General features: G+C 75.2%; 14 protein-coding genes. 10 read left to right on the top strand and 4 right to left on the bottom strand.

Annotated elements, in window-relative coordinates; all coding sequences use genetic code 11:
• Positions 1-46 precede the first annotated feature (46 nt).
• The 9 genes from ACZ7LK_RS24870 (at position 47) to fxsT (ending at position 14,192) form a co-directional block, all read left to right on the top strand.
• Positions 47-1,558: an alpha/beta hydrolase gene (locus ACZ7LK_RS24870; protein WP_471143431.1), complete on the top strand. Its 1,512-nt coding sequence runs from the start codon at positions 47-49 to the stop codon at positions 1,556-1,558.
• Positions 1,559-1,614: 56 nt separating this feature from the next.
• A complete protein-coding gene (locus ACZ7LK_RS24865; protein WP_392275703.1) occupies positions 1,615-2,187 on the top strand; it encodes a GNAT family N-acetyltransferase in 573 nt (190 codons plus the stop codon).
• Positions 2,187-2,528 carry a hypothetical protein gene (locus tag ACZ7LK_RS24860; protein WP_392275558.1) on the top strand — a complete coding sequence of 114 codons (342 nt, stop codon included), beginning with the start codon at positions 2,187-2,189 and terminating at the stop codon, positions 2,526-2,528. Before ACZ7LK_RS24865 ends, ACZ7LK_RS24860 begins: the two co-directional genes overlap by 1 nt.
• A 427-nt stretch (positions 2,529-2,955) precedes the next feature.
• Positions 2,956-4,902 (top strand): protein-arginine deiminase domain-containing protein, encoded by a 1,947-nt coding sequence (locus ACZ7LK_RS24855; RefSeq protein ID WP_471143429.1) that lies wholly within the window; start codon positions 2,956-2,958, stop codon positions 4,900-4,902.
• 21 nt (positions 4,903-4,923) lie between these two features.
• Complete coding sequence (locus ACZ7LK_RS24850) at positions 4,924-5,688, top strand: DUF72 domain-containing protein (protein ID WP_471143673.1); 765 nt, start codon at positions 4,924-4,926, stop codon at positions 5,686-5,688.
• Positions 5,689-5,746: 58 nt separating this feature from the next.
• Positions 5,747-7,015: a hypothetical protein gene (locus ACZ7LK_RS24845; protein WP_469464724.1), complete on the top strand. Its 1,269-nt coding sequence runs from the start codon at positions 5,747-5,749 to the stop codon at positions 7,013-7,015.
• A gap of 72 nt (positions 7,016-7,087) precedes the next feature.
• Complete coding sequence (locus ACZ7LK_RS24840) at positions 7,088-8,719, top strand: VMAP-C domain-containing protein (protein WP_471143425.1); 1,632 nt, start codon at positions 7,088-7,090, stop codon at positions 8,717-8,719.
• Positions 8,716-9,753 (top strand): AAA family ATPase, encoded by a 1,038-nt coding sequence (locus tag ACZ7LK_RS24835; protein WP_392275562.1) that lies wholly within the window; start codon positions 8,716-8,718, stop codon positions 9,751-9,753. The genes ACZ7LK_RS24840 and ACZ7LK_RS24835 overlap by 4 nt, the downstream gene beginning before the upstream one ends.
• Positions 9,750-14,192: an FxSxx-COOH system tetratricopeptide repeat protein gene (gene fxsT, locus ACZ7LK_RS24830; RefSeq protein ID WP_471143423.1), complete on the top strand. Its 4,443-nt coding sequence runs from the start codon at positions 9,750-9,752 to the stop codon at positions 14,190-14,192. Before ACZ7LK_RS24835 ends, fxsT begins: the two co-directional genes overlap by 4 nt.
• On the opposite strand, the gene ACZ7LK_RS24825 is transcribed toward fxsT, so the two are convergent.
• From ACZ7LK_RS24825 to ACZ7LK_RS24810, 4 genes are all read right to left on the bottom strand, one after another.
• Positions 14,189-16,072 (bottom strand): HEXXH motif domain-containing protein, encoded by a 1,884-nt coding sequence (locus ACZ7LK_RS24825; RefSeq protein ID WP_471143420.1) that lies wholly within the window; start codon positions 16,070-16,072, stop codon positions 14,189-14,191. The genes fxsT and ACZ7LK_RS24825 overlap by 4 nt on opposite strands.
• Positions 16,073-16,102: 30 nt before the next feature.
• Positions 16,103-16,285: a hypothetical protein gene (locus tag ACZ7LK_RS24820; protein ID WP_392275565.1), complete on the bottom strand. Its 183-nt coding sequence runs from the start codon at positions 16,283-16,285 to the stop codon at positions 16,103-16,105.
• Positions 16,286-16,423: 138 nt separating this feature from the next.
• A complete protein-coding gene (locus ACZ7LK_RS24815) occupies positions 16,424-17,515 on the bottom strand; it encodes an effector-associated domain 2-containing protein (RefSeq protein ID WP_471143416.1) in 1,092 nt (363 codons plus the stop codon).
• A gap of 45 nt (positions 17,516-17,560) precedes the next feature.
• Positions 17,561-18,076: a flavoprotein gene (locus tag ACZ7LK_RS24810; protein WP_471143413.1), complete on the bottom strand. Its 516-nt coding sequence runs from the start codon at positions 18,074-18,076 to the stop codon at positions 17,561-17,563.
• A 202-nt stretch (positions 18,077-18,278) separates the two neighbouring features.
• Here ACZ7LK_RS24810 and ACZ7LK_RS24805 point away from each other — a divergent pair, with 202 nt between their 5' ends.
• Positions 18,279-19,523: a serine/threonine-protein kinase gene (locus ACZ7LK_RS24805; protein ID WP_469464731.1), complete on the top strand. Its 1,245-nt coding sequence runs from the start codon at positions 18,279-18,281 to the stop codon at positions 19,521-19,523.
• Positions 19,524-19,552 lie beyond the last annotated feature (29 nt).

Raw genomic sequence — 19,552 nt, 5'->3', positions numbered from 1 at the left:
TTTCATTGTCATCTGATGGAGCGTCGCTCTTCCGAATGCGAGACCCGTGCCTGCCGCTGCCCGCCCCCACCCGCCCCTGCTGTACGCCCTCGTCGCCGCCACGGCCGCGACCGCGCTCGCCCCCGGCCCCGCGGCGGCCGCCCCGCCCGCCGCCCGCACCCCCGCCCCCGCCGCCGCGCCCGCGCTGCGGTTCGGGCCCTGCCCCGCCTCCGTACCGGCACCGCCCGCGCCCGACCGCGTCACCTGCGGGTGGCTCGCCGTACCGCTGGACCCCGGCCGTCCCGACGGGAAGCGGATCCGCCTCGCGGTCTCCCGGGTGCCCGCCTCCGGGACGCCCGCCGAGCGGCGCGGCGTCCTGCTGGTGAACCCGGGCGGACCCGGCGGCTCCGGACTGCCGTACGCGGTCACCAAGCGGGCCAAGCTCCCCCAGGCCGTCCGCCGGGCGTACGACGTCATCGGCTTCGACCCGCGCGGCACCGGGCTCAGCGCGCCCGCCGACTGCGGCCCGATGGGCGGCCTGTTCGCCACGCCCGGCCCCGACCCGGTGCCGGAGGGCCGCGCGGAGGAGACGGCGTACCTGCGCGCGCTCAGGCGCATGGCGGACGACTGCGCGGCCGGCACCGGCGACGCCCTGCCCCACCTGTCGACCACGCGCACCGCCCACGACATGGACGCCGTCCGCGCCGCGCTCGGCGAGAAGCGGATCGCCTTCCTGGGCGTCTCCTACGGCAGTTACCTCGGCGCCGCGTACACGGCCCTGTACCCGCACCGGGTGGGGCGCATGGTGCTGGACAGCGTCGTCGGGCCCGGGGACTGGTACGACTTCGACGTCCGCCAGAGCCGGGCCCTGCTGCGCCAGCGCGAGGTGTTCTTCGGCTGGGCCGCCCGGCACTCCGGGCGCTTCGGCCTGGGGACCACCGCCGGGGCGGTCCGCGCCGCCTACCAGCGGGCCCGTACCGGCTACGGCCCGGCGGAGTTCGACCGCGCCGTGTACCGGGCCCTCGGCCGCACCGAGCGCTGGACCCCGCTCGCGGACGGCATCCGCGCGTACCTCCGGGACGGCGACACCGCGTCGCTGCGCCCCAAGGAGCCGTTCGACGGCCCCGCCTCCCGGACGTACGAGGCCGCCAACCGGGCCGTCAAGTGCGCCGACGGCCCCGGCCCCGCGCCCGCCCGGATCCTCGCCGACCTCCGCCGCGCCCGCCGGGCCGACCCGCTGCCGGTGCTCACCGGCATGGAGGCCTCCGTCTGCGCGTACTGGCACCACACGCCCGCCCGCCGCACCCCGCTCGGCTCGCCCGACGCCCCGCCCGTGCTGCTGGTCGCCTCCGCGCACGACCCCGTCACCCCCGTCGAGGGGGCCCGCCGGCTCCAGCGGCGGCTGCCCGGTTCGCGCCTGGTCACCCTGCACGACGACTACTCCCACGGCGTGTTCGCCAGCCGCGGCGACGCGTGCGTGGACACCGCCGTCACCGCCTACCTCACCGCCGGCACCGTCCCGCCGGCCGACGTGCACTGCGCCGGCCCCGGCCTGCCCACCCCGGGGGACGCCCCGTGAGCGACTACACCGTCCGGCCCGCCACCCCCGCGGACCTGCCGGGCGCGCGGCGGCTGATGCTGGACACCTTCCACCGGGACTTCGGCTACGGCTACGTCCCCGCCTGGCACCACGACGTCGTCGACCTCACCGGCACCTACCTCGACCACCCCCGGCACCTGCTGCTGGTGGCCGTGCGGGACGGCGAGGTGGTGGCCACCACCGGCGTACGGTCGACGGGCCCGGCCCACCCCCCGCACCCCCGGTGGCTGGCCGAGCGCTACCCGCCGGGGAGCACCGCCCAGCTCGTCCGCGTGTACGTCGCCCCCGGGCACCGGCGGCGGGGCCTGGCGCGGACCCTGGTGCGCCGGGCCCGCGACTTCGTCGCCTCGACCCCCGGCTACGACCGCCTGTACCTGCACACCAACGTCGACGTGGACGGCGCCGGGGCCTTCTGGCGCGGCCTGGCCGAGGAGGTGTTCGACGCCCGCACGACGGGCGAGCACGGCCCCGGCGTGGCCACGGTCCACTTCGAGATCCCGCTCCCGGGCACGCGGCCGCCATCCGGTGCCGGCACGGACCGGGACCGTGCCTTCCCGGCGGGTCGGGGCGTTGTCGGAGTACCGCACGACCGACCGGAGAGAAGCTGATGACCAGGACCCGCCGCGCCACCGCCCGTATCGTCGCCACCACCGCCGCCACCGCGACCCTCGCCCTCGCGGGCGCCGCCACCGCCCAGGCCGCGGCCGCGGACCCGCTGGCGGGCCTCACCGGCGGCCTCACCGGCGGGGCGCCCGCGGCCCAGCCGGGAGGGCTGCCGGGCGGGCTGCCGGGCGGGCTCACGGAGAACCTGGGCGGCGGGCTGCTCGGGGGCGCGTCCGGCCCCCTCGGCACCGTGACCGCGCCCCTCAGCGGCGCGGGCGCCCTCGGCCTCTCCGGCGCCACGCAGTTCGCGCAGGGCCTGGTCACCTCGCTCAGCGCGGTGCGGTAACCGCCCGGCGGCCGCACGCACGGGCCGGGGCCGTCACCGGGCGTCGGCCCCGGTGGCGGCCCCGCGCGATGCCCGGCCCCCGGCGCGTGCCCCGCCGCCCCCGTACGTCCCGTACGCCCCCGTACGCCTCGGCCGCCTCAGCCGCCGCGCGGCGCCGGACATGATGACCGCCGTGCGGGATCCCGCCGGCCACCGTCCACGGCCACCCCGGTGCTCCCGGGCGCCCCGCCGCACGCGCGGACGGGCGGCGGTGACACCGGCATCGTCGGTCACGCACCGCCGGTCCCCGCCCGGTCCCGCCCGTCCCCGCCCGGTCCCGCCGGTCGCCGTCGACCCCCGCCGGTAGCCCGCCCTTTGCGCCAATCCCCGCCCGCCAGGCAACGCGACGCCCGCCCGCGCCCTCTTCCCGCTCGGCAACCAACCCCCCATGAAGGGACGCAAGGTGGTTACGAGCACACCGAGACGAACGGCCCTCGCCCTGATCGCGATCGGCGCCGTCCTGGCACCCGTGTCACCGGCGATCGCCGCCCCGGCACCCCCGGTGAAGCCGGTGGACCTGCGCGCGGACGTCGACCGCGACGGGCGGGTCGACCTCACCGGCACGACGGACACCACCGGCGAGGACACCTGGACGCCTGCGCGGGGCGTGGTGTTCCTGCCCAACATCGACGACGACACCAAGCGCTGCCCGACCACCGGCAAGGGCGGCAAGCCCCTGTCCGACGCCGCGCTCGCCGCCTGCAACGACGGCGCCGACGCGATCGTCAACGGCAACGCCGACCTCGCCGACCTGGCCCGCGTCCGCGCCGTACCGATGACGAACCTGCCCGCCACCGCCACCGGTTCGGTGAGCGTCCCGGCCGGCGGGAAGAACACGCGCGTCTTCGTCAAGCGCGCCACCGGCTGGGCCCACGTCACCGGCAAGACGCGCCTGACGGCGGCCGAGCTGCGCGCCGGGGTCGAGTTCGGCGTGGAGAGCACCGACATCGTCCGCGACGCCAAGGTCTGGGACGGCCGTGCCGTCATCCGCCTCACCGTGTCGGGCCCGGGCACGGCGGCCACCTCCGACGACATCACCCTCCACGTCGCCCCGCTGCTGACCCACCACCACCTCCAGAAGGCCCAGCGGGTCCTCGTCACCAAGGTGCCCGGCAAGGACTACTACGCCCGCCGCCAGCAGGCGTTCGTCAACGGCCTGGCCAAGGAGGTGAAGGCGGCCGGCATCACCGAGCCGCTCCTCACCCTCGACAAGTACCAGGACATCTGGGCGCAGGACTTCGTCGAGCCCGGCTACGTGAGCATGACCGGCCCCGGCGGACGCCGCCAGGTCATACGCGTGATGCTGCGCTCGGCCCAGCCCGACCGCGAGGCGGGCCGCGAGCTGTTCGAGAAGGTGCGCGGCAACGGCGTCGGCGTCGTCCAGGTCTCCGGGGTCCGCGACTCGGAGGAGTGGACCCTGAACTCGATGGGGAACCTGGAGACCATTCCCCCGTACACCCACCAGGGCCGGTCCTACCCGGCCGGGCGCATCATCATGGGCGAGCGCAAGGACGACGGCTCCAAGCCCGCCCTGGCGATGCGGACCATGCTCGCCTCCCAGGGCCTCCAGAACCCGCTGCTGCTGGACACCTCCTGGCTGCACGTGGGCCATGTGGACGAGTTCGTGCAGTTCCTGCCGGCGCCGGGCACCCCGCGCGGCTGGAAGATCGGCATCGCCGACCCCGAGGCCGGTCTGGAGCTGCTCCGCGAGGCGCAGAAGGCCGGACACGGCAAGACCCGGATGTTCTCGGTGCCGGACTCCGAGGAGCGCCTCGCCCCGAAGGAGACCATCGACCAGGCCCTCGCCAACAAGGAGCTCGTCGCCGACAACGCCCTGGCCGCCGCCCGGATCAAGGCCAACCTGGCGGTCCTCCAGCGCGAGACCGGCGTGACGGACGCCGAGGTCGTGCGCGTGCCGGCGCTGTACACGCGCGGCACCGAGCAGGTCGGCGAGCGCGGTGACCGCGTGCCGCGCCTGTCGCGGCTGGGCGCCGGCGAGGTGCCCGAGGCGGTCGCCGAGTACGGCCAGCAGAAGCGGCTGGAGCGCCGCGACGGCCGGGCCGCCGGCCCCGGCACCGTCATGACCAGCGCGTACGTCCCCGGCGCCGTCAACGGCATCCTGCTGAGCGGCGACCGCTACCTGGCCCCGCGCCAGTGGGGGCCGGTCATCGGCGGCAAGGACGTCTTCACCGCCGCCGTGACCGCCGCCTACACGCGTGCCGGGATGAAGGTCTCGTACATCGACGACTGGGAGACCTACCACCTGGGCATGGGCGAGGTGCACTGCGGGACGAACACCCTGCGGGACGCCTCCGCCGCGTGGTGGAAGCGGTGACCAGAGGGGAGCATGGGTGATGTGCCCATGCTCGTCGGAACCTCGGGGTGGCAGTACGCGGACTGGCGCGGCGGTCTCTACCCGGCCGGGCTGCCGCAGCGGCTGTGGCTGGAGGAGTACGTCCGCCACTTCGCGACGGTGGAGAACAACAACGCCTTCTACCGGCTGCCCAGCAGGGAGGTCTTCACCGCCTGGCACGACCGGACCCCGGAGGGGTTCGTCATGGCGGTCAAGGCCAGCCGCTATCTGACCCACATCAAGCGGCTGCGCGACCCCGAGGAGCCGGTGGCACGGCTGCTGGACCGGGCGGAGGGCCTCGGCGACCGGCTGGGGCCCGTCCTGGTCCAGCTACCGCCGAACTTCCGCGAGGACACCGGGGCCCTCGACGCCTGCCTGCGCCGCTTCCCCGGTGGCGTACGGGTGGCCGTCGAGCTGCGCCACCCCTCCTGGTGGGAGGCGGAACGGGATCTGCGGGCGGTGCTGGAGCGGTACGGCGCCGCCCTGTGCTGGACCGACCGGGACTCCCGGCCGGTGACACCGCTGTGGCGCACGGCGCCCTGGGGGTACGTGCGGTTCCACGCGGGCGCCGCCGCGCCCTGGCCGCGCTACGGGCGCCGGGCGCTCGCGTCCTGGGCGGGCCGGATCGCCGGCGCCTGGGCGGACGGGGACGACGTGTACGTCTACTTCAACAACGACCCGGGCGGCGCCGCCGTCCTGGACGCCGCCGTGTTCGCGCGGGCGGCGGCGGGCCTCGGCCGCACGGTCACGCGTACGCCCACCCGCTGACCGCCCGGATCCCTAGACTCGGCCAACGGGGTTCGCCGGCACGCCACTTGGGGGTCACATGGTCACGGTCCTGTTCGTGCACGGTACGGGGGTCCGCGAGCCGTCGTACACCGCCGCCCTGGAGGCCGTCCGCGCCGGCTTCGCGCGCGTGCGGCCCGACGTGCGGGTCGAGCCGTGCGACTGGGGCTCGGCGCTCGGCTCGTACCTGCGGGCCGGCGGCGTCTCCATCCCCGGGTACGCCACCGACGCCGCCGGGCCGGAGGCGGGCGCGGCGCGGGAGGGCGACGAGGGCACCGCCGGGCCGGAGCGGGTCGCCGTCCGGGAGGACGACGAGGACCGGCTGCGGTGGGCGATGCTGTACGCCGACCCGTTCGCCGAGCTGGGGGCCTACGCGCTGGCGGAGCGGTCGTCCCGCCCGCCGGCACCCGCCTTCGTGCCGGGGGCGGTCGCGCCCGGCGACGCGCTGCTGGACCTGGTCGGCCGGCTGGCCGGCTCGGCGGCGGTCCGCACCGCCTGGGACGCCGCCGTCCCGTCCGTACCCCTCGCCGGGGCCGTGGACGCGCTGCTCGCCGCGCCACCGCTGCGCCGCGCCGCCGCCCTGGCCGCGCCGGAGGGCGACGCCCTGCCCCGGCTGACCGCCCGCGCCCTGACCGCCTGGGCGCTGGCCCGCGCCGGCCGCCCGGCGGGCGAGGTGCCGGTCGCGGCGCGGGACGACCTGGTGGACACGCTCACCGCCGAACTGGGCGGTGACGTCAAGGGCCTCGGTGACGCCCTGGTGGCCGCGCTGGGCTTCTCCGCCCGGCTCTTCGAGCGGTCGGTCGGCTCCCGGCTGCTGGTCTCCCGCCGGGCCGCCCTGAGCGGCCGTTCGGTGGGCTTCTTCGGCGACATCGTCAGCTACCTCGTGCGCGGCCGGGCGGTGCGCGACCACGTCGCCGACACGATCCGCGCGCTGCCCGGCCCCGGTCCGGTCGTCGTCCTCGGTCACAGCCTCGGCGGCGTGATCGCCGTGGACCTGCTCACCGACCCGCCGGACGGCGTCTCGGTGGACCTGCTGGTCACGGCCGGCTCCCAGGCACCCCTGCTGTACGAGCTGGACGCGCTGCCCTCCCGCCCCTACGGCAGCGGGCTGCCCACGGCCTTCCCCCGCTGGCTCAACGTCTACGACCGCCGCGACCTGCTCTCCTACCTTGCCGCCGGGGCGTTCGGCCACGACCCCCGGATCACCGACGTGGAGGTGGACAACGGCCAGCCGGTGTCGGCCGCCCACAGCTCCTACTGGGCCAACGAACGGTTCTTCCAGGTGTTGTCCACAGCGCTTCCCGGGTGAACGGAAAACCGCTTAACCTGGTCCATCCGGTACGCAGGGGTACCACACGGCACGGTGCGAGGGGGAACGCGCGTGGCCGCCACGGGAGGGTTCGACGCCGTACAGCTACGGATCCTGCGCGCGTTCGTCGACGCGCTCGAGGATCCGGCCGTCCGGCTGATCAACGACAGCAGCAGGGACCTGTGGCGCCAGATGGTGCACCAGCACATCCCGGGGATGACCGCCGTCAGCTTCAGCGTGCCGCGCCAGGAGTTCCTCAGCGTCGTCCACAACTGCGCCACCATCGACGGCGGCATGGACGGGCTCGTCGCCGCCACCTGCCTGGTCAGCCCCGCCCTGGAGCCGGCCCTGTTCCTGCTGCTGGCCGAGTGGAAGGCCCGCCTCGCCTTCCCCGGCCCCGACTGGGCGCCGCTGCGCCGGGTGCTGGAGGTCCCGGTGTCCGAGCTGGGGCTGCTGGTGGACCGGGCCACGGACGGGCTCGTACCGCTGCCGGAGCACAGCACCACCCCGTGGGAGGCGTTCGTCCACCTCGCCGACCGCAACAGCCGGCCGGGCGCCCTGATGCCGGCGATGGCGTTCCTGGAGCACACGGCCGCCCTGTGTCCGGAAGTCGCGGCGGGAATCGGGGAATTACGCGCCTGGAACGACCACTTCGCACGCCAGTGGCACCTGACCGGTCCGCTGACGGCCCTGCGGACCGCACTCGCCGCCCCTCCCCCCGGCCTGCTGCCCGCCGGCGCCTCCGCCGGGGCCCCCGCCGCGAGCCCGGCGGCCGCCTCCACCGCCCCGGTCAGGCCCCTGATCAGGATCTACGTGAAGGTGGAGCCCGACCGCACGCCCCAGGGCGGGGCCGGCCGCCGGCGCACCGCCCGCGCCCAGCGCTACCACGTCTCCGCCTGCGTGAAGTACACCGATTCGAACGCCCTGCACCGCGATCCGCACACCGAGCCCCGCGAGTCCGTGACCCGCTCCCAACTCCCGTTCACTGTGGCAGAGTTGCTCACGCATATGACGCAGCTACGCCACTCCCGCGCCGAGAACGCCGCCCTGGAGCTCTTCCTCCCGGCGGAGCTCCTCAACGAACCCGTGGAGTGGTGGGACCGCGACCCCGGCCTGGGGTTCCCCAACTCCCTGCTGAGCCGCTACCGCGAGATCCTGCTGCACAGCCTGGAGCGGGTGCAGCGGCCCGCGTTCCACAACGCCTGGCGGGCCCGCTGGGCGCACTGGCGGACGGGCGAGGGCCCCGGACTGGTGCACGAGTGCGACCCGGAGACGCTGACCGACACCGAGCACCTCGCCCTGCTGGACGCCAAGATCGGGCGGGACGACGACGTGGTGGGCATGGTCCTCAGCCGGCCGCCCCACCGGGACACGGAGCTGGGCTTGAGGGAGATGAGTCTGGCCCTCGACCTCGGGGTACCCATAGTGGTGTATCACCGCGACGACCCGGCGTCGGAGGTGTTCCGCAGCATGATCAGAGAGAGCTTGGCCAATGAGGGACTGGCAGGGCTCCCCGAGCGTGCGCAACAGTGGAAGTCCGATGTCGCCGTCCGTGCCACCGGCACCGCAGCGGGCGGGGCGAGCGCCGTGACCGACCGGGACGTCGAAGCGATCCGGTCCATGAGCATGATCTGGGACGACCCCGAGCTTCTTCTCGAGGGCGGGCAGAGCGCTCCCGCCACCTTTGTAGGGGGGACCGAGTGAACGCGGCGCACCAGGGCGGGCCGCTCTACCGGGGCACCGGAGAGCTGTTACCGGACACACCGTACGAGGACCGGACCTGGCCCGAGGGGCCGCCGTGGCGGGACTTCCGGGCCCCGGCCACCATGCCCCCGCCGCCGGGGGACGACGAGGCCGACCGGCGCCTCGGCCCGCCGGGCCGGCCCCGCACCCCGCGCCCGGAGGAGGTGCGGCTGGTCAACGCCGCCCTCCTGCTGCGCAGACCGCTGCTGGTCAGCGGACGGCCCGGGGTCGGCAAGTCTGGCCTGGCGTACCGGATCGCGCGCGAGCTTCGGCTGGGGCGGGTGCTGCACTGGCCGGTGACCAGCCGCACCACCCTCGCCTCCGGGCTGTACGAGTACGACGCGATCGGCCGCGCCCAGGCCGCCCGGGACGCCGGCGACGGCACCCGTCCGGGGACCGGGAACTACGTGCAGCTCGGCCCGCTGGGCACCGCGCTGCTGCCGTACCGGCTGCCCCGCGTGGTCCTGATCGACGAGATCGACAAGTGCGACGCGGACCTCCCGAACGACCTGCTCACCCTCTTCGAGGACGCCTGGTTCGACGTGCCGCCACTCGTACGGGTGAAGCAGACCGAACCGACGGCGACCGTCCATACGGCTGATCCCGGCGGCACCGCCGTGATCGAGGACGGAGTGGTCAGGGCACACACCTTCCCCGTCGTCGTCATGACCTCGAACGGCGAGCGGGAGTTCCCCGAGGCCTTCATGCGCCGGTGTCTGCGGCTCGACATTCCGGACCCGGACGCGGAGACCCTGGGCGAACTCGTCTCGGGCCATTTCGGCGACCGCCTCGGACCCGCGCAGGAGGCGCTCATCCAGGATTTCCTCCGGCGCAGCACCAGGGTGGGCGGGCTGGCCGCCGACCAATTGCTGAACGCGGCCCATTTGGCGACCTCGGGCCTCTACCAGCAGGACGGGAACGACGCCGGGGAGTGGCAATCGGTCCTCGCCGCCATTTGGCACCCTCTGGGTGGTGAAGGGGCGGATACGGCGTGACCGGCGACACCTCGGCCGCCCGTGGCACCGACGGGCGGCACCGGCGGGACGGCCCGGCAGACCTGCCGGGCCCCGGCGTGCTGCCCGTCACCGGCCTGTACGCGTGGGAGGTCGCCGACGCCGTGTGGCTGGCGGCCACCCACCCGTGGCTGGCGGGCGGCCGGGAGCACGCGGACGAGGAGAAGACCGACGCCCCGGAGCGGCCACCCGCCGACGGCCCGGCGGCCCACCGGGAGGCCGCCCCCGGCGCCCTCGCCGAGCCGGCCGGGCCCCCCGCCGGCGACCCGCCCCGCCCCGCGCCCGAGGCCCGGGACACCGGCGCCCACGGCACCGGGGCGACCGCCCCCGGCGCACGGGCCCCTGACGACCCCGCACGGGACGGCCCCGCGCCCGGGCGGCCGGCGCCCCGGCACGACGCGCCCCCTGACCCGGCCGGGCCCCCGTCCGCCACCGCCACCGTCCCCGCCGGGCTCACCCGCCGCCCGCCCGGGCCCAGGGAACTCGGCCGGGCGCTGCGCCCGCTGCGCGCCCACCTCGACTCCGTCCACGCCCACACCCTCGACGAGGCGGCCACCGCCGAGCGCATCGCCCTCGCCCCGCACCTGCCACCGGTCCTGGCGCCCGAACGGGAACGGCGGTGGAGCGCGGTCCTGGTCGTCGACAGCGCCCCGCACATGGCCCTGTGGCGCCCCGCCGTCGACCGGTTCCGCTCCGCCCTCCAGGAGTACGGGGCGCTGCGCGACGTGGACGTCCTCACCCTGGACACCGACCGCGCCGACCGGGCCGTGCTGCGCGCCCCGGGCCGGGCGGGCCGCCCCCGGCCCCCGCGCGGACTCGTCGACCCGGCCGGGCGGCGCATCGTGTTCCTGCTGACGGACGGGGCCGCGCCGGCCTGGCGGTCCGGTGCCGCCCAGCGGCTGGCGGCCCTGTGGGGCAGGCACCAGCCGGTCGCCGTGGTGCAGATGCTGCCGCAGCGGCTGTGGTCCGGCACCGGTCTGTTCCCGGTGCGGGTCCGGATGCGCGCCGAGGGGCCCGGGGCGGCGGCCGGACAGGTGCGCTGGACGCCCGCCGAACCGCTCGCGGCCTCGACTCCGCCGGACGCCCCGGGCCGGATCGTGGCCGTCCCGGTGCTGGAGCTGAACCCCGCGTGGCTCGGCCCGTGGGCCCGCTTCGTCGCGGGCACCACCCCGCGCTGGGCCGACCTGCCGGCCCTCCTCACCGGCGACCGCGCCCCGGCGCCCGCCGCGCCGCCCGCGCCCCGCCCGGCGGCGGCCGAACTGGTGGCCCGCTTCCGCAACCGCGCCTCGCTCGACGCGTTCGACCTCGCCACCCGGCTGGCCGCCGTCCAGCTCGACCTGGCCACCATGCGGGAGGTGCGGCGGCAGACCATGCCGCGCGCCACGGACGCCCATCTGGCGGAGCTCGTCATCAGCCCGCTGGTGGAACCCCTGCCGGGCTGCGACGGGAATTCCTACCTGTTCGTCGACGGCGTACGGGAAGAACTCCTGGCGGCGGGCAGCAGATCGGCGACGGAAAGCGCCCTGAAGAAAGCGGCCGAATTCCTCGCCCCGCACAACGAGGCGGCCCGGGAACTCCTCGAATACCTGGAGAGCGGGTCGCACCCGGCGGCGCCCGCGTTCCGCGAGGAAAGCCTGCGGTCGGTCGAGGCGACGGCCGACAACTTCCGCTTCCGGCAGGCCGAACACGCGGCCCTCCAGGCCATTTCCGGTTCCCACCGGCTCCGCGCGCAAAAGCTCGGCGAACACATCGGAACCACCCCTCCGAACGGCCATACCGGCGTTTCGCCGGGTCCCGCCGATGAAAGACTCCCCGTCGACAGCGACCATCCTGTTCCCCCGTCTGGAGGCCCCCTCGTGAGCACGGTCCCCGCCCCGGCACAAACCCCGGCCCAGCAGCCTCCGGCCGGAGGGGGCGGACGACCCGCCATGCCCGCCGTCTGGGGGAACATGCCGCCCCGGAACGTCGTGTTCACGGGCCGGGAGGAACTGCTGGTCGCACTGGAGAACGGCCTGCGCCGGGGCCCCACCGCCGTGCTCCCGCACGCGCTGCACGGAATGGGCGGGGTCGGCAAGTCGCAGCTCGCGCTGGAATACGTGTACCGGCACGCGGCGGAATACCAGGTGGTGTGGTGGATCCCCGCCGAACGGACCACCCAGATCCAGCAGGCGTTCGTCGAACTGGCCCGGCGTCTCCACCTCCCGGTGAGCGCCGAGGCCATTACCGCCGTACCCGCCGTTCTGGAAGCACTGCGCACCGGCAACCCGTACAACAGTTGGCTACTGGTGTTCGACAACGCGGAAAGCCCGGCGGCCGTGCAGGAATACTTCCCGAGCACTCCGGAGGGCGGCCCGGTAGGCTCCGTCATCGTGACATCGCGCAACCCTCAGTGGAACACCTTGGCCCATCCGCTGGAAGTCGATGTGTTCGAGCGGGAAGAGAGCATTCAGCTACTTCGGCGGCGTAATCCCGACCTGTCCGACGAGGACGCGGACATGCTCGCGGAAATCCTCGGCGACCTGCCGCTCGCCGTCGAGCAGGCCTCGGCGTGGCGCGCCGAAACGGGAATGCCGCCCGCCGAATACCGGAGGGTGTTCGAGGAGAAGGCCGCCGAACTGATGGCGGTGTCGCCGCCCACCCAGTACGAGAAGACCGTCGCCACCGCGTGGAACGTGTCCCTCGACCACGTGGAGGGCAAGAACGCCGGTGCCATCCAGCTCCTGGAGCTGTGCACCTACTTCGCCCCCGAGCCGGTCAACCGGCAGTTCTTCTCCAACTCCGTGTCCGAGCCGATCGCCCCCGAGCTGGACCGGATCTTCACCGACCCCATCCGGCTCAGCCGTGCCATCCGGGAGATCAGCCGGTACTCCCTGGCCAAGATCGACCACCGGACGAACTCGATCCAGATGCACCGGCTGGTGCAGGCCGTGCTGGAAGCACGCATGACGGAGGAACAGCGCCGCCGGTTCCGCCACGGCGCCCACCTGCTCCTCGCGGCGAACGCGCCGAGCGACCCGCGCGCACCGCAGAACTGGCAGCGGTTCGGTGAGCTCTACCCGCACGTGATCGCGTCCGGGGCGGCGCTCTCGCCGCACCGCAACGTGCGCCAGATGGTGCACAACGTGGCGGAGTACCTCTTCTACTGGGGCGACCACGCGGCGGCGCTGGACTTCGCGCGCGAGACCTACCGCGAGTGGTGCCGGCTCTTCGGCGAGGACGACCAGCAGACCCTGGTCCTCGGCCGCCACCTGCGGTTCGTGCTGTGGCGGGACGGACGCTACAAGGAGGCAGCCGAACTGGGCGAGCGCATGCTGGCCACGCTGGAAGGTGCCGGTCCGGACCTGGAGGAGGAGTACCTGCGCGTCAAGGGCCAGGTGTCCACCGACCGCCGGGCGCGCGGTGACTTCCGGGGCGCGCTGGAGTTCGACGAGGAGGTCTACGAGCGGGCCGTGCGGGCCTACGGCGACGAGGACCCCGAGACCCTGCTGCACGCCCACAACCTGGGCGTCACCCTGCGCGTCAACGGCCTGTACGCGCGGGCGCTGGAACTGGACCGGGCGAGCTGGCGGACCAAGGTGCAGCTCTTCGGTGCCGACGCGCCCACCACCCTCAGCTCCGAGGCCTGCCTCCACCTGGACAAGCAGGAGCTCGGCGAGTACGCGGCGACGGAGAAGGCCTACGAGGAGGCCATCGACATCCACCGGGACACCTTCGGCGACATGCACCCCAACACGCTGAACGCCATCGCCCGGCTGGGTGTGGCGCAGCGCAAGGCCGGCCACCACACCGCCGCCGAGGCGAACACGCGCAACGCGCGCGACGCGCTGATCGAGCGGTACGGGGAGCGCAGCCCCGACTCGCTCCAGGCGTCGCTCAACCTCTCCATCGACCTGCGCCAGAACGGCTCGTTGCCGGAGGCCCTGAAGCTCGGTGAGCGGGTGCGGGCGCTGTACGCCGACGTCTTCGGCCAGGACCACCCGCACACCGCCGCCGCCGACGCCAACCAGGCGATCACCCTGCGCCTGGTGGACCGGGCGGACCAGGCCCGCAAGCTGAACGAAGCGGCGCTGGCACGCTTCCGGGACAAGCTGGGGGACGCGCACCCGCACACCCTGATCTGCGCGATCAACCTGGCCAACGATCTGTTCGCGATGGGCGACGCCCCGGGCGCGCTCGCGCTCGACCAGCGGACGTTGCCGTCGCTGGTGACGACGCTCGGCGACGACCACCCGACCGTGCTGGTCCTGCGCGGCAACACGGCCGCCGACCTGCGGGCCCTGGGGCGCACCGGGGAGGCGGAGGAGCTGCACAGGGCGGCCATCGACGGGATCCGGGCGAAGCTGAGCGAGAACCACCCGGCGTGCGGGGACATGCTGGCCTGGCGCCGGGCCAACTGCGACATCGACCCGATGCCGATCTAGGTCGTATCCGGATCGCGGCCGGTGCCCCGGCCCAGCCACTGGGCCAGGGCGACCGGGTCGGGCGGCCGCCCGGAGCGGTCCGTCACGGCGGCGTGGACGGCCGCGACCAGTTCCGGTACGCGGGTCAGGGCGGCGACCGCGTCCGGCGCGGCGCCGGTGTCCGCGAGCGCCAGACCAAGGCCGGTCCACGCCCGGGGCCCGGCGGCACCGGTGGTGATGTCCTGGGCGTAGAGGCGCCGGGCACCGGCGGTGTCCCCGCACGCCCACAGCAGATCGCCCCGGCCGGCGCCGGCGACGCCGGGCACGGAGTCCCCGGACCGGTCGCGCAGCGTGTCGAGCGCCGCCGGATCGGCCAGCCCCACCCGGACGAGCACGGCCCGGGCGTCCAGGTGCCGGGCACCGGCATCCCGTAACGCCGCCCGGCGCGTCGGCAGCCGGGGCGGGCGGTTCCGGTCACCGCTCCAGGCGATCGCCAGGGCCTCGACGTCCCCGTCCAGAGGCCGCACGTGGGCCAGGCGCCAGGTCGCCCGGTGGTCGGCGGCCATGCGGTGGGCGAGCCGTTCCCCGGGGCCGTCGCCGAGGGCCGCGCCCAGTCGCCGTACGGTACCGAGGAGGGTCTCCAGGGCGCTGCGGCCCGCCGCGGTGAGAGCGGGATCGAGACTCAGCTCCGCCACGATCCGGTCGAGCCGTCCCAGCCACAGGGCGCTTTCGAAGCGTGCCGCGCCCTCCCGCGTACCCCCGGGGAGCCGGTTGGCGTACGCCTGCCAGAACCGGGCCACGGCCATGAAGGCGTACGCCCCCTGGAGCATCCCACCGAGAGGGCGGGGGTCGTCACGCCAGGGCGCGTAGTACAGCCGGTCCGCGACCCCCGGTTCGTACAGGGGGCACAGGTGCATCAGCGCGCTGAGCTTGCTGTGCTGGAGTTCGTGCACGAGCGTCGCCGCGCACAGGGCCACCGATCCGGGGAGCGAGGACGCCATGCCGCCGACGCCGTGTCCGCTGGTGACGCTGAGGACCCGGAACGGCTCCTGGGCGGCGATGGGTTGGAGCGAGCGCATCAGCACGCTGGCCGCTTCGGCGGACGGGGGGTCGACGTCCGCCAGCAGCGCGTGCGCCTCGCGGAGCAGGCGGCTCCAGGTGCCCGCCGCGGACGGTGTGAGCCGTCGGGCGGCCCCGTGGGGCGGAGGTGCGATCCGGTGGTGTCCCACGTCGTCGAGGACGACCCGCGGCGGCCGGTCGGGGACGAGGGACACACGGCGTACCGGCAGCCAGCCCGGTGTGTTCCGCTCCGGGGGGCCGGGCAGGTGGAGCCGCCCGTAGCGGCCGGTGACGCTGGGCCGCCCGCCGGTCGACCGGACGTCGGCCGTGTCCCAGAGCGCCGGTCGCCGGTGTGCCGTGGGGAGCCGCGCCAGGCCCAGGGTGGGCAGCCACACACCGCCCCGGCGCGCGGGGACGGGTAACGAGAAGGAGAGCCCCGCGCGGATGGCGGCGACCGCGGCCAGGGTGTGGAGATGGCCGGCGTCCACCCACAGGGGGGTGTCCGCGCGGTGGGGGCGCCGGAGCCGGGTCAGCAGGCCGCTGAGCCAGATTCCCGTTTCGGGCAGGAGGAGCAGGTCTTCGACGGCCGTTCCGGGAGCGTGCCGCTGGGCGGCCGCCAGCAGGTTCCATGCGACCTGGGGCTCGGGGAGGGGGGCCGTCACACCGGCCAGCCGGGTCAGGGTGTCCATCAGCAGGTCGAACAGCAGCAGGCGATGGCTGAACTCGGCGCCGGCGAGCGCCTCGAGCGCTCCGCTCCCACCGGCTCCGCCGGCGAGTTCGTGGAAGTGGCCTGGTGTCAGTGAATGCCGCGACTCCGCTTCGTGCAGAGAGTCAGGGCGCATACCGTCCCTCTGTGCCGCCGGACCGGCTCATCAGGAAGTCCAGCTTCCGTTCTGGCTTCCGGTGGACTCGCTTCCCGCCGCGCGTCCCGCGTCCGCCAGCAGCCGGGCCTTGGCAACCGCTCTGGTGTCGTCGGGCCGGGAACGCAGGTCCTCCAGGGAGGTGCCCGTGAGGACGGGCAGGTCCGACATGATGGCGGTTTCCGGCTTTTCCACTGCCGTAGACCTCCCCCGGTGTCCGAGCGGTGTTCGATCCGCCGCCCTTACATGATGTCCTAAGCACCCACCGCTGGAAACATGCGCTACCGGACAGCCTGTCCGCCTCCCGGTGTCCCGTGGCCGAATCGCGGAGCCTCAACCACCATGGGAGACAGGGGCGGTGAACCATTCCGGATAGTCGCCGAGGACCTCACGCAGGTCGTCGCGCGCGGTGGTGCCCGGGTCCACCAGGGACACCGCCTCCCACAGGCGGGTGAGGCCGTCCCGGAAGCTCACGCACGTGTCGATGAGCCCCAGGATCTCCAGGCGGGTCTCGGCCCGGCGGGGCACGCTGCCGGACATCGGGGCGGGCAGGAGGCCGATGACCTGGCCCCGCGACGCGGGGTCGCGCATGACCTCCAGGGCGGCGAGCGCGTCGTGCAGGCGGCCCTTGTCGGCCAGATCCAGCGCGCGGCGGGGTGCCGGGCGGGCGGGGGCGGGCACGTGGGGGCGGGTGCCCCGGGTGCGGACGGCCTCCCCGTCGCCCTCGAACCACAGGGACGTGGTGGTGCCGAACCTGCCGCGCAGCGCTTCGGCGAGCGGCCGGGGGGACGCGTACCAGTCGGGGTGCTCGCGCAGCAGCCGGAGCGCCTCGGTGCTGAACACCCCGGAGCGCAGCCCGTTGCGGGCGGTCTGGCCGGGGCCGCAGGCGAACAGCACGTGCTGGTCGGCGTGTTGCCGGGGGGTGGCCCTGGGCAGGGGGTCCGGGCGGAGGGCGCCGGCGGTCGCGGCGGCGTCGGCGTGGGTCTGGCAGGCGTCGAGGAGCCAGAGCTGGCGCGGGTGGCCGGGGGCGCCGTCCGAGCGGTAGAAGGCGAGGGCGGCCTCGACGTCCAGGCAGCGCAGGTCGTGCGGGACGGCGTCGGCGAACAGCAGCCGCCGGTCGCGGTCGGCGTCGATCAGGCCGTGGCCGGACCACGCGACGTACAGCCGGTCGCTGCGTTCGGCGGCGAGTTCGCGGGTGAGCACCCGGTGGACGGTGTCGCGGTCGGCCGGCCGGTAGGGGACGCCGGCGGTGCCGGCGAGGGCCGCGTTGCGGACGAGGGGCGACAGCAGGAGGGTGATGTCCCCGTCCCGCACGCCGAGTTCACGCAGCCGGCCGAGGTGGCCGAGTGCGTCGCGCACCGGGCCGTCCAGGTCCCAGGCCGAGCCGGCCTCGTAGGACTCCACCCCGACGACGAGCGCCCGCATGCGTACCTCCCCGTTACAGGGTAGGCCCGAACGGACCCAGGCCGTCTAGGTGTTGACGAGATCCAGGCCCTCCTCCCAGCGGAACTCCACGGTCCTGACGCGGTCGGGGTCCTGGGTGCCCAGGCGGACGCCCATCTCCCGGAGCGTCTCCAGGCTCCGCCGGTAGGCGGGGTGGGCGGCCTGGGCGGTGCTGAGGCACGGCAGGGCGGCGATCGGGACGCCCATGCCGTACGCCTCGCAGAGGATGCCCAGCGCGAGGGTGTCGGAGATCCCGGCGGCCCACTTGTTGAGGGTGTTGAACGTGGCGGGGGCGACCACGACGGCGTCCGGGTCCGGCAGGGGGCGGGGGTCCCCGGGGCGGCGCCAGGCGGAGCGGATGGGGTACCCGGTCTGTGCCTCGACGGCGTCGGTGTCGATGAAGCCGAGGGCGAGCGGGGTGGCCACCACGCCGACGTCCCACCGCCGTTCCTGTGCGGCGGTGATGAGCTTGCCGACGTCGGCGGCGACCCCGGCCGCGCAGACGACGACGTACAGGAAGGGTTTCGGCGGCTGGTGCGGCACGTGCGGTCTCCGGTGGGGTGTCGTGGGGCGGGACGGTGGCCGGTCCCGGTGCGGTACACCGATGGTGGCGCAGGGGGCGCGGCCGGCGGTAGGTACCCTGAGCCCGTCGCGGACTCTCCCATCACCTCGCCCGTACGGCGCAGTTGTCGCGCCGCGCGTCGGCCGGGGTGGCGGATCGATCGGAATCAGGCAGGTGCACAGGGTGCTGGTGGCGGATCGGTACCGGCTGGAGTCGCCCATCGGCCGCGGTGCGATGGGCGAGGTCTGGCGCGCCACGGACGAGGTGCTGGGCCGGCCGGTGGCGATGAAGCTGCTGCTGGGGGACGACTCGGACGCGCAGACGGCGGCCCGGTTCCGGCTGGAGGGCCAGACGGCGGCCCGGCTGAGCCATCCGCACGTGGTGGCGGTGTTCGACTTCGGGGCCTGGGAGGGCCGTTTCTACCTGGTCATGGAGCTGGTGGAGGGCCGCAGTCTGGCGCAGGAGCTGGCGGCCACCGGCTCGTTGCCGGCGGCGAGGGTGGCCGCCGTGGCCGCGCAGACCGCGGCGGGGCTGGCGTCGGCGCACCGGCAGGGGATCGTGCACCGGGACATCAAGCCGGGGAACCTGATGGCGGACGCGGACGGGACGGTGAAGCTCGGGGACTTCGGGATCGCCCGGTTCGTCGACGATCCGGCCGCCGCGCTCACCCAGGCGGGGCAGATCGTCGGCACCAGCCTGTACCTGGCGCCGGAGCGGGCGCTGGGGCAGCCGGCCGGGCCCGCGTCGGACGTGTACTCGCTGGGGTGCGTGCTGTACCACCTGCTCACCGGGCGGCCGCCGTTCCACGCCGACACCGCGACGGCGATCCTCTACCAGCACATCGACACCGCGCCCGTACCGCCGCTGCGGCTGGGGGTGGACGTGCCGCCCGCGTTCGAGAACTACCTGCTGGGCATGCTGGCCAAGCAGCCGGAGGAGCGGCCCACCGCGCAGGAGGTCGCCGACTGGTTCGCGTCGGGCGCCTGGCAGGGGCGGGCGCAGTCGCTCCCCGGCCCGGCCACGGCTCCGGCCGCCGCGCCCGCCCCGGCGCACCGGGGGCCCGCGCGCGTCGCGGCCACGGCACCCGTCGCGGCGCCCGTCCGCCCCGGCGGCCCCCTGCCGACGGCGGCGCCCGTTCCGCCGGGGCCGGCGGGTGGCGGTGCGGGGACGACGTACGCGATGCCGAGCGTCCCGCGGCAGGGCGGGCGGGGCCGGCGTGCCCTGCCGGCCCAGCACGGGGTGGGCGGGGCACGGCAGTTCGTCCGGCGGCGGCCGCGGGTGGCGAGCCTGATCGCCGGGAGCGTGGCGTTCTTCGCCGCCGTGCTGGTGGGCATGGCCCTGTTCTCGCCCGACTCGACGTCGGCGGACACCCCGCAGGTCGAGATCGCGGTGACCCCCACCGACCCGGGCACCACCACCGGCCACTAGGGAGCGTGCGGGACACCGCGGCCCGGGAG

Source organism: Streptomyces sp. NPDC039423 (assembly GCF_055598725.1).
This window is presented reverse-complemented; position numbering and strand designations above follow the sequence as displayed.

Coding starts and splice junctions, on each gene's coding strand:
- ACZ7LK_RS24865 (WP_392275703.1), top strand. CDS start 1,615: ATGCTGGACACCTTCCACCGGGACTTCGGCTACGGCTACGTCCCCGCC.
- ACZ7LK_RS24860 (WP_392275558.1), top strand. CDS start 2,187: ATGACCAGGACCCGCCGCGCCACCGCCCGTATCGTCGCCACCACCGCC.
- ACZ7LK_RS24855 (WP_471143429.1), top strand. CDS start 2,956: ATGAAGGGACGCAAGGTGGTTACGAGCACACCGAGACGAACGGCCCTC.
- ACZ7LK_RS24845 (WP_469464724.1), top strand. CDS start 5,747: ATGGTCACGGTCCTGTTCGTGCACGGTACGGGGGTCCGCGAGCCGTCG.
- ACZ7LK_RS24825 (WP_471143420.1), bottom strand. CDS start 16,072: ATGCGCCCTGACTCTCTGCACGAAGCGGAGTCGCGGCATTCACTGACA.
- ACZ7LK_RS24815 (WP_471143416.1), bottom strand. CDS start 17,515: ATGCGGGCGCTCGTCGTCGGGGTGGAGTCCTACGAGGCCGGCTCGGCC.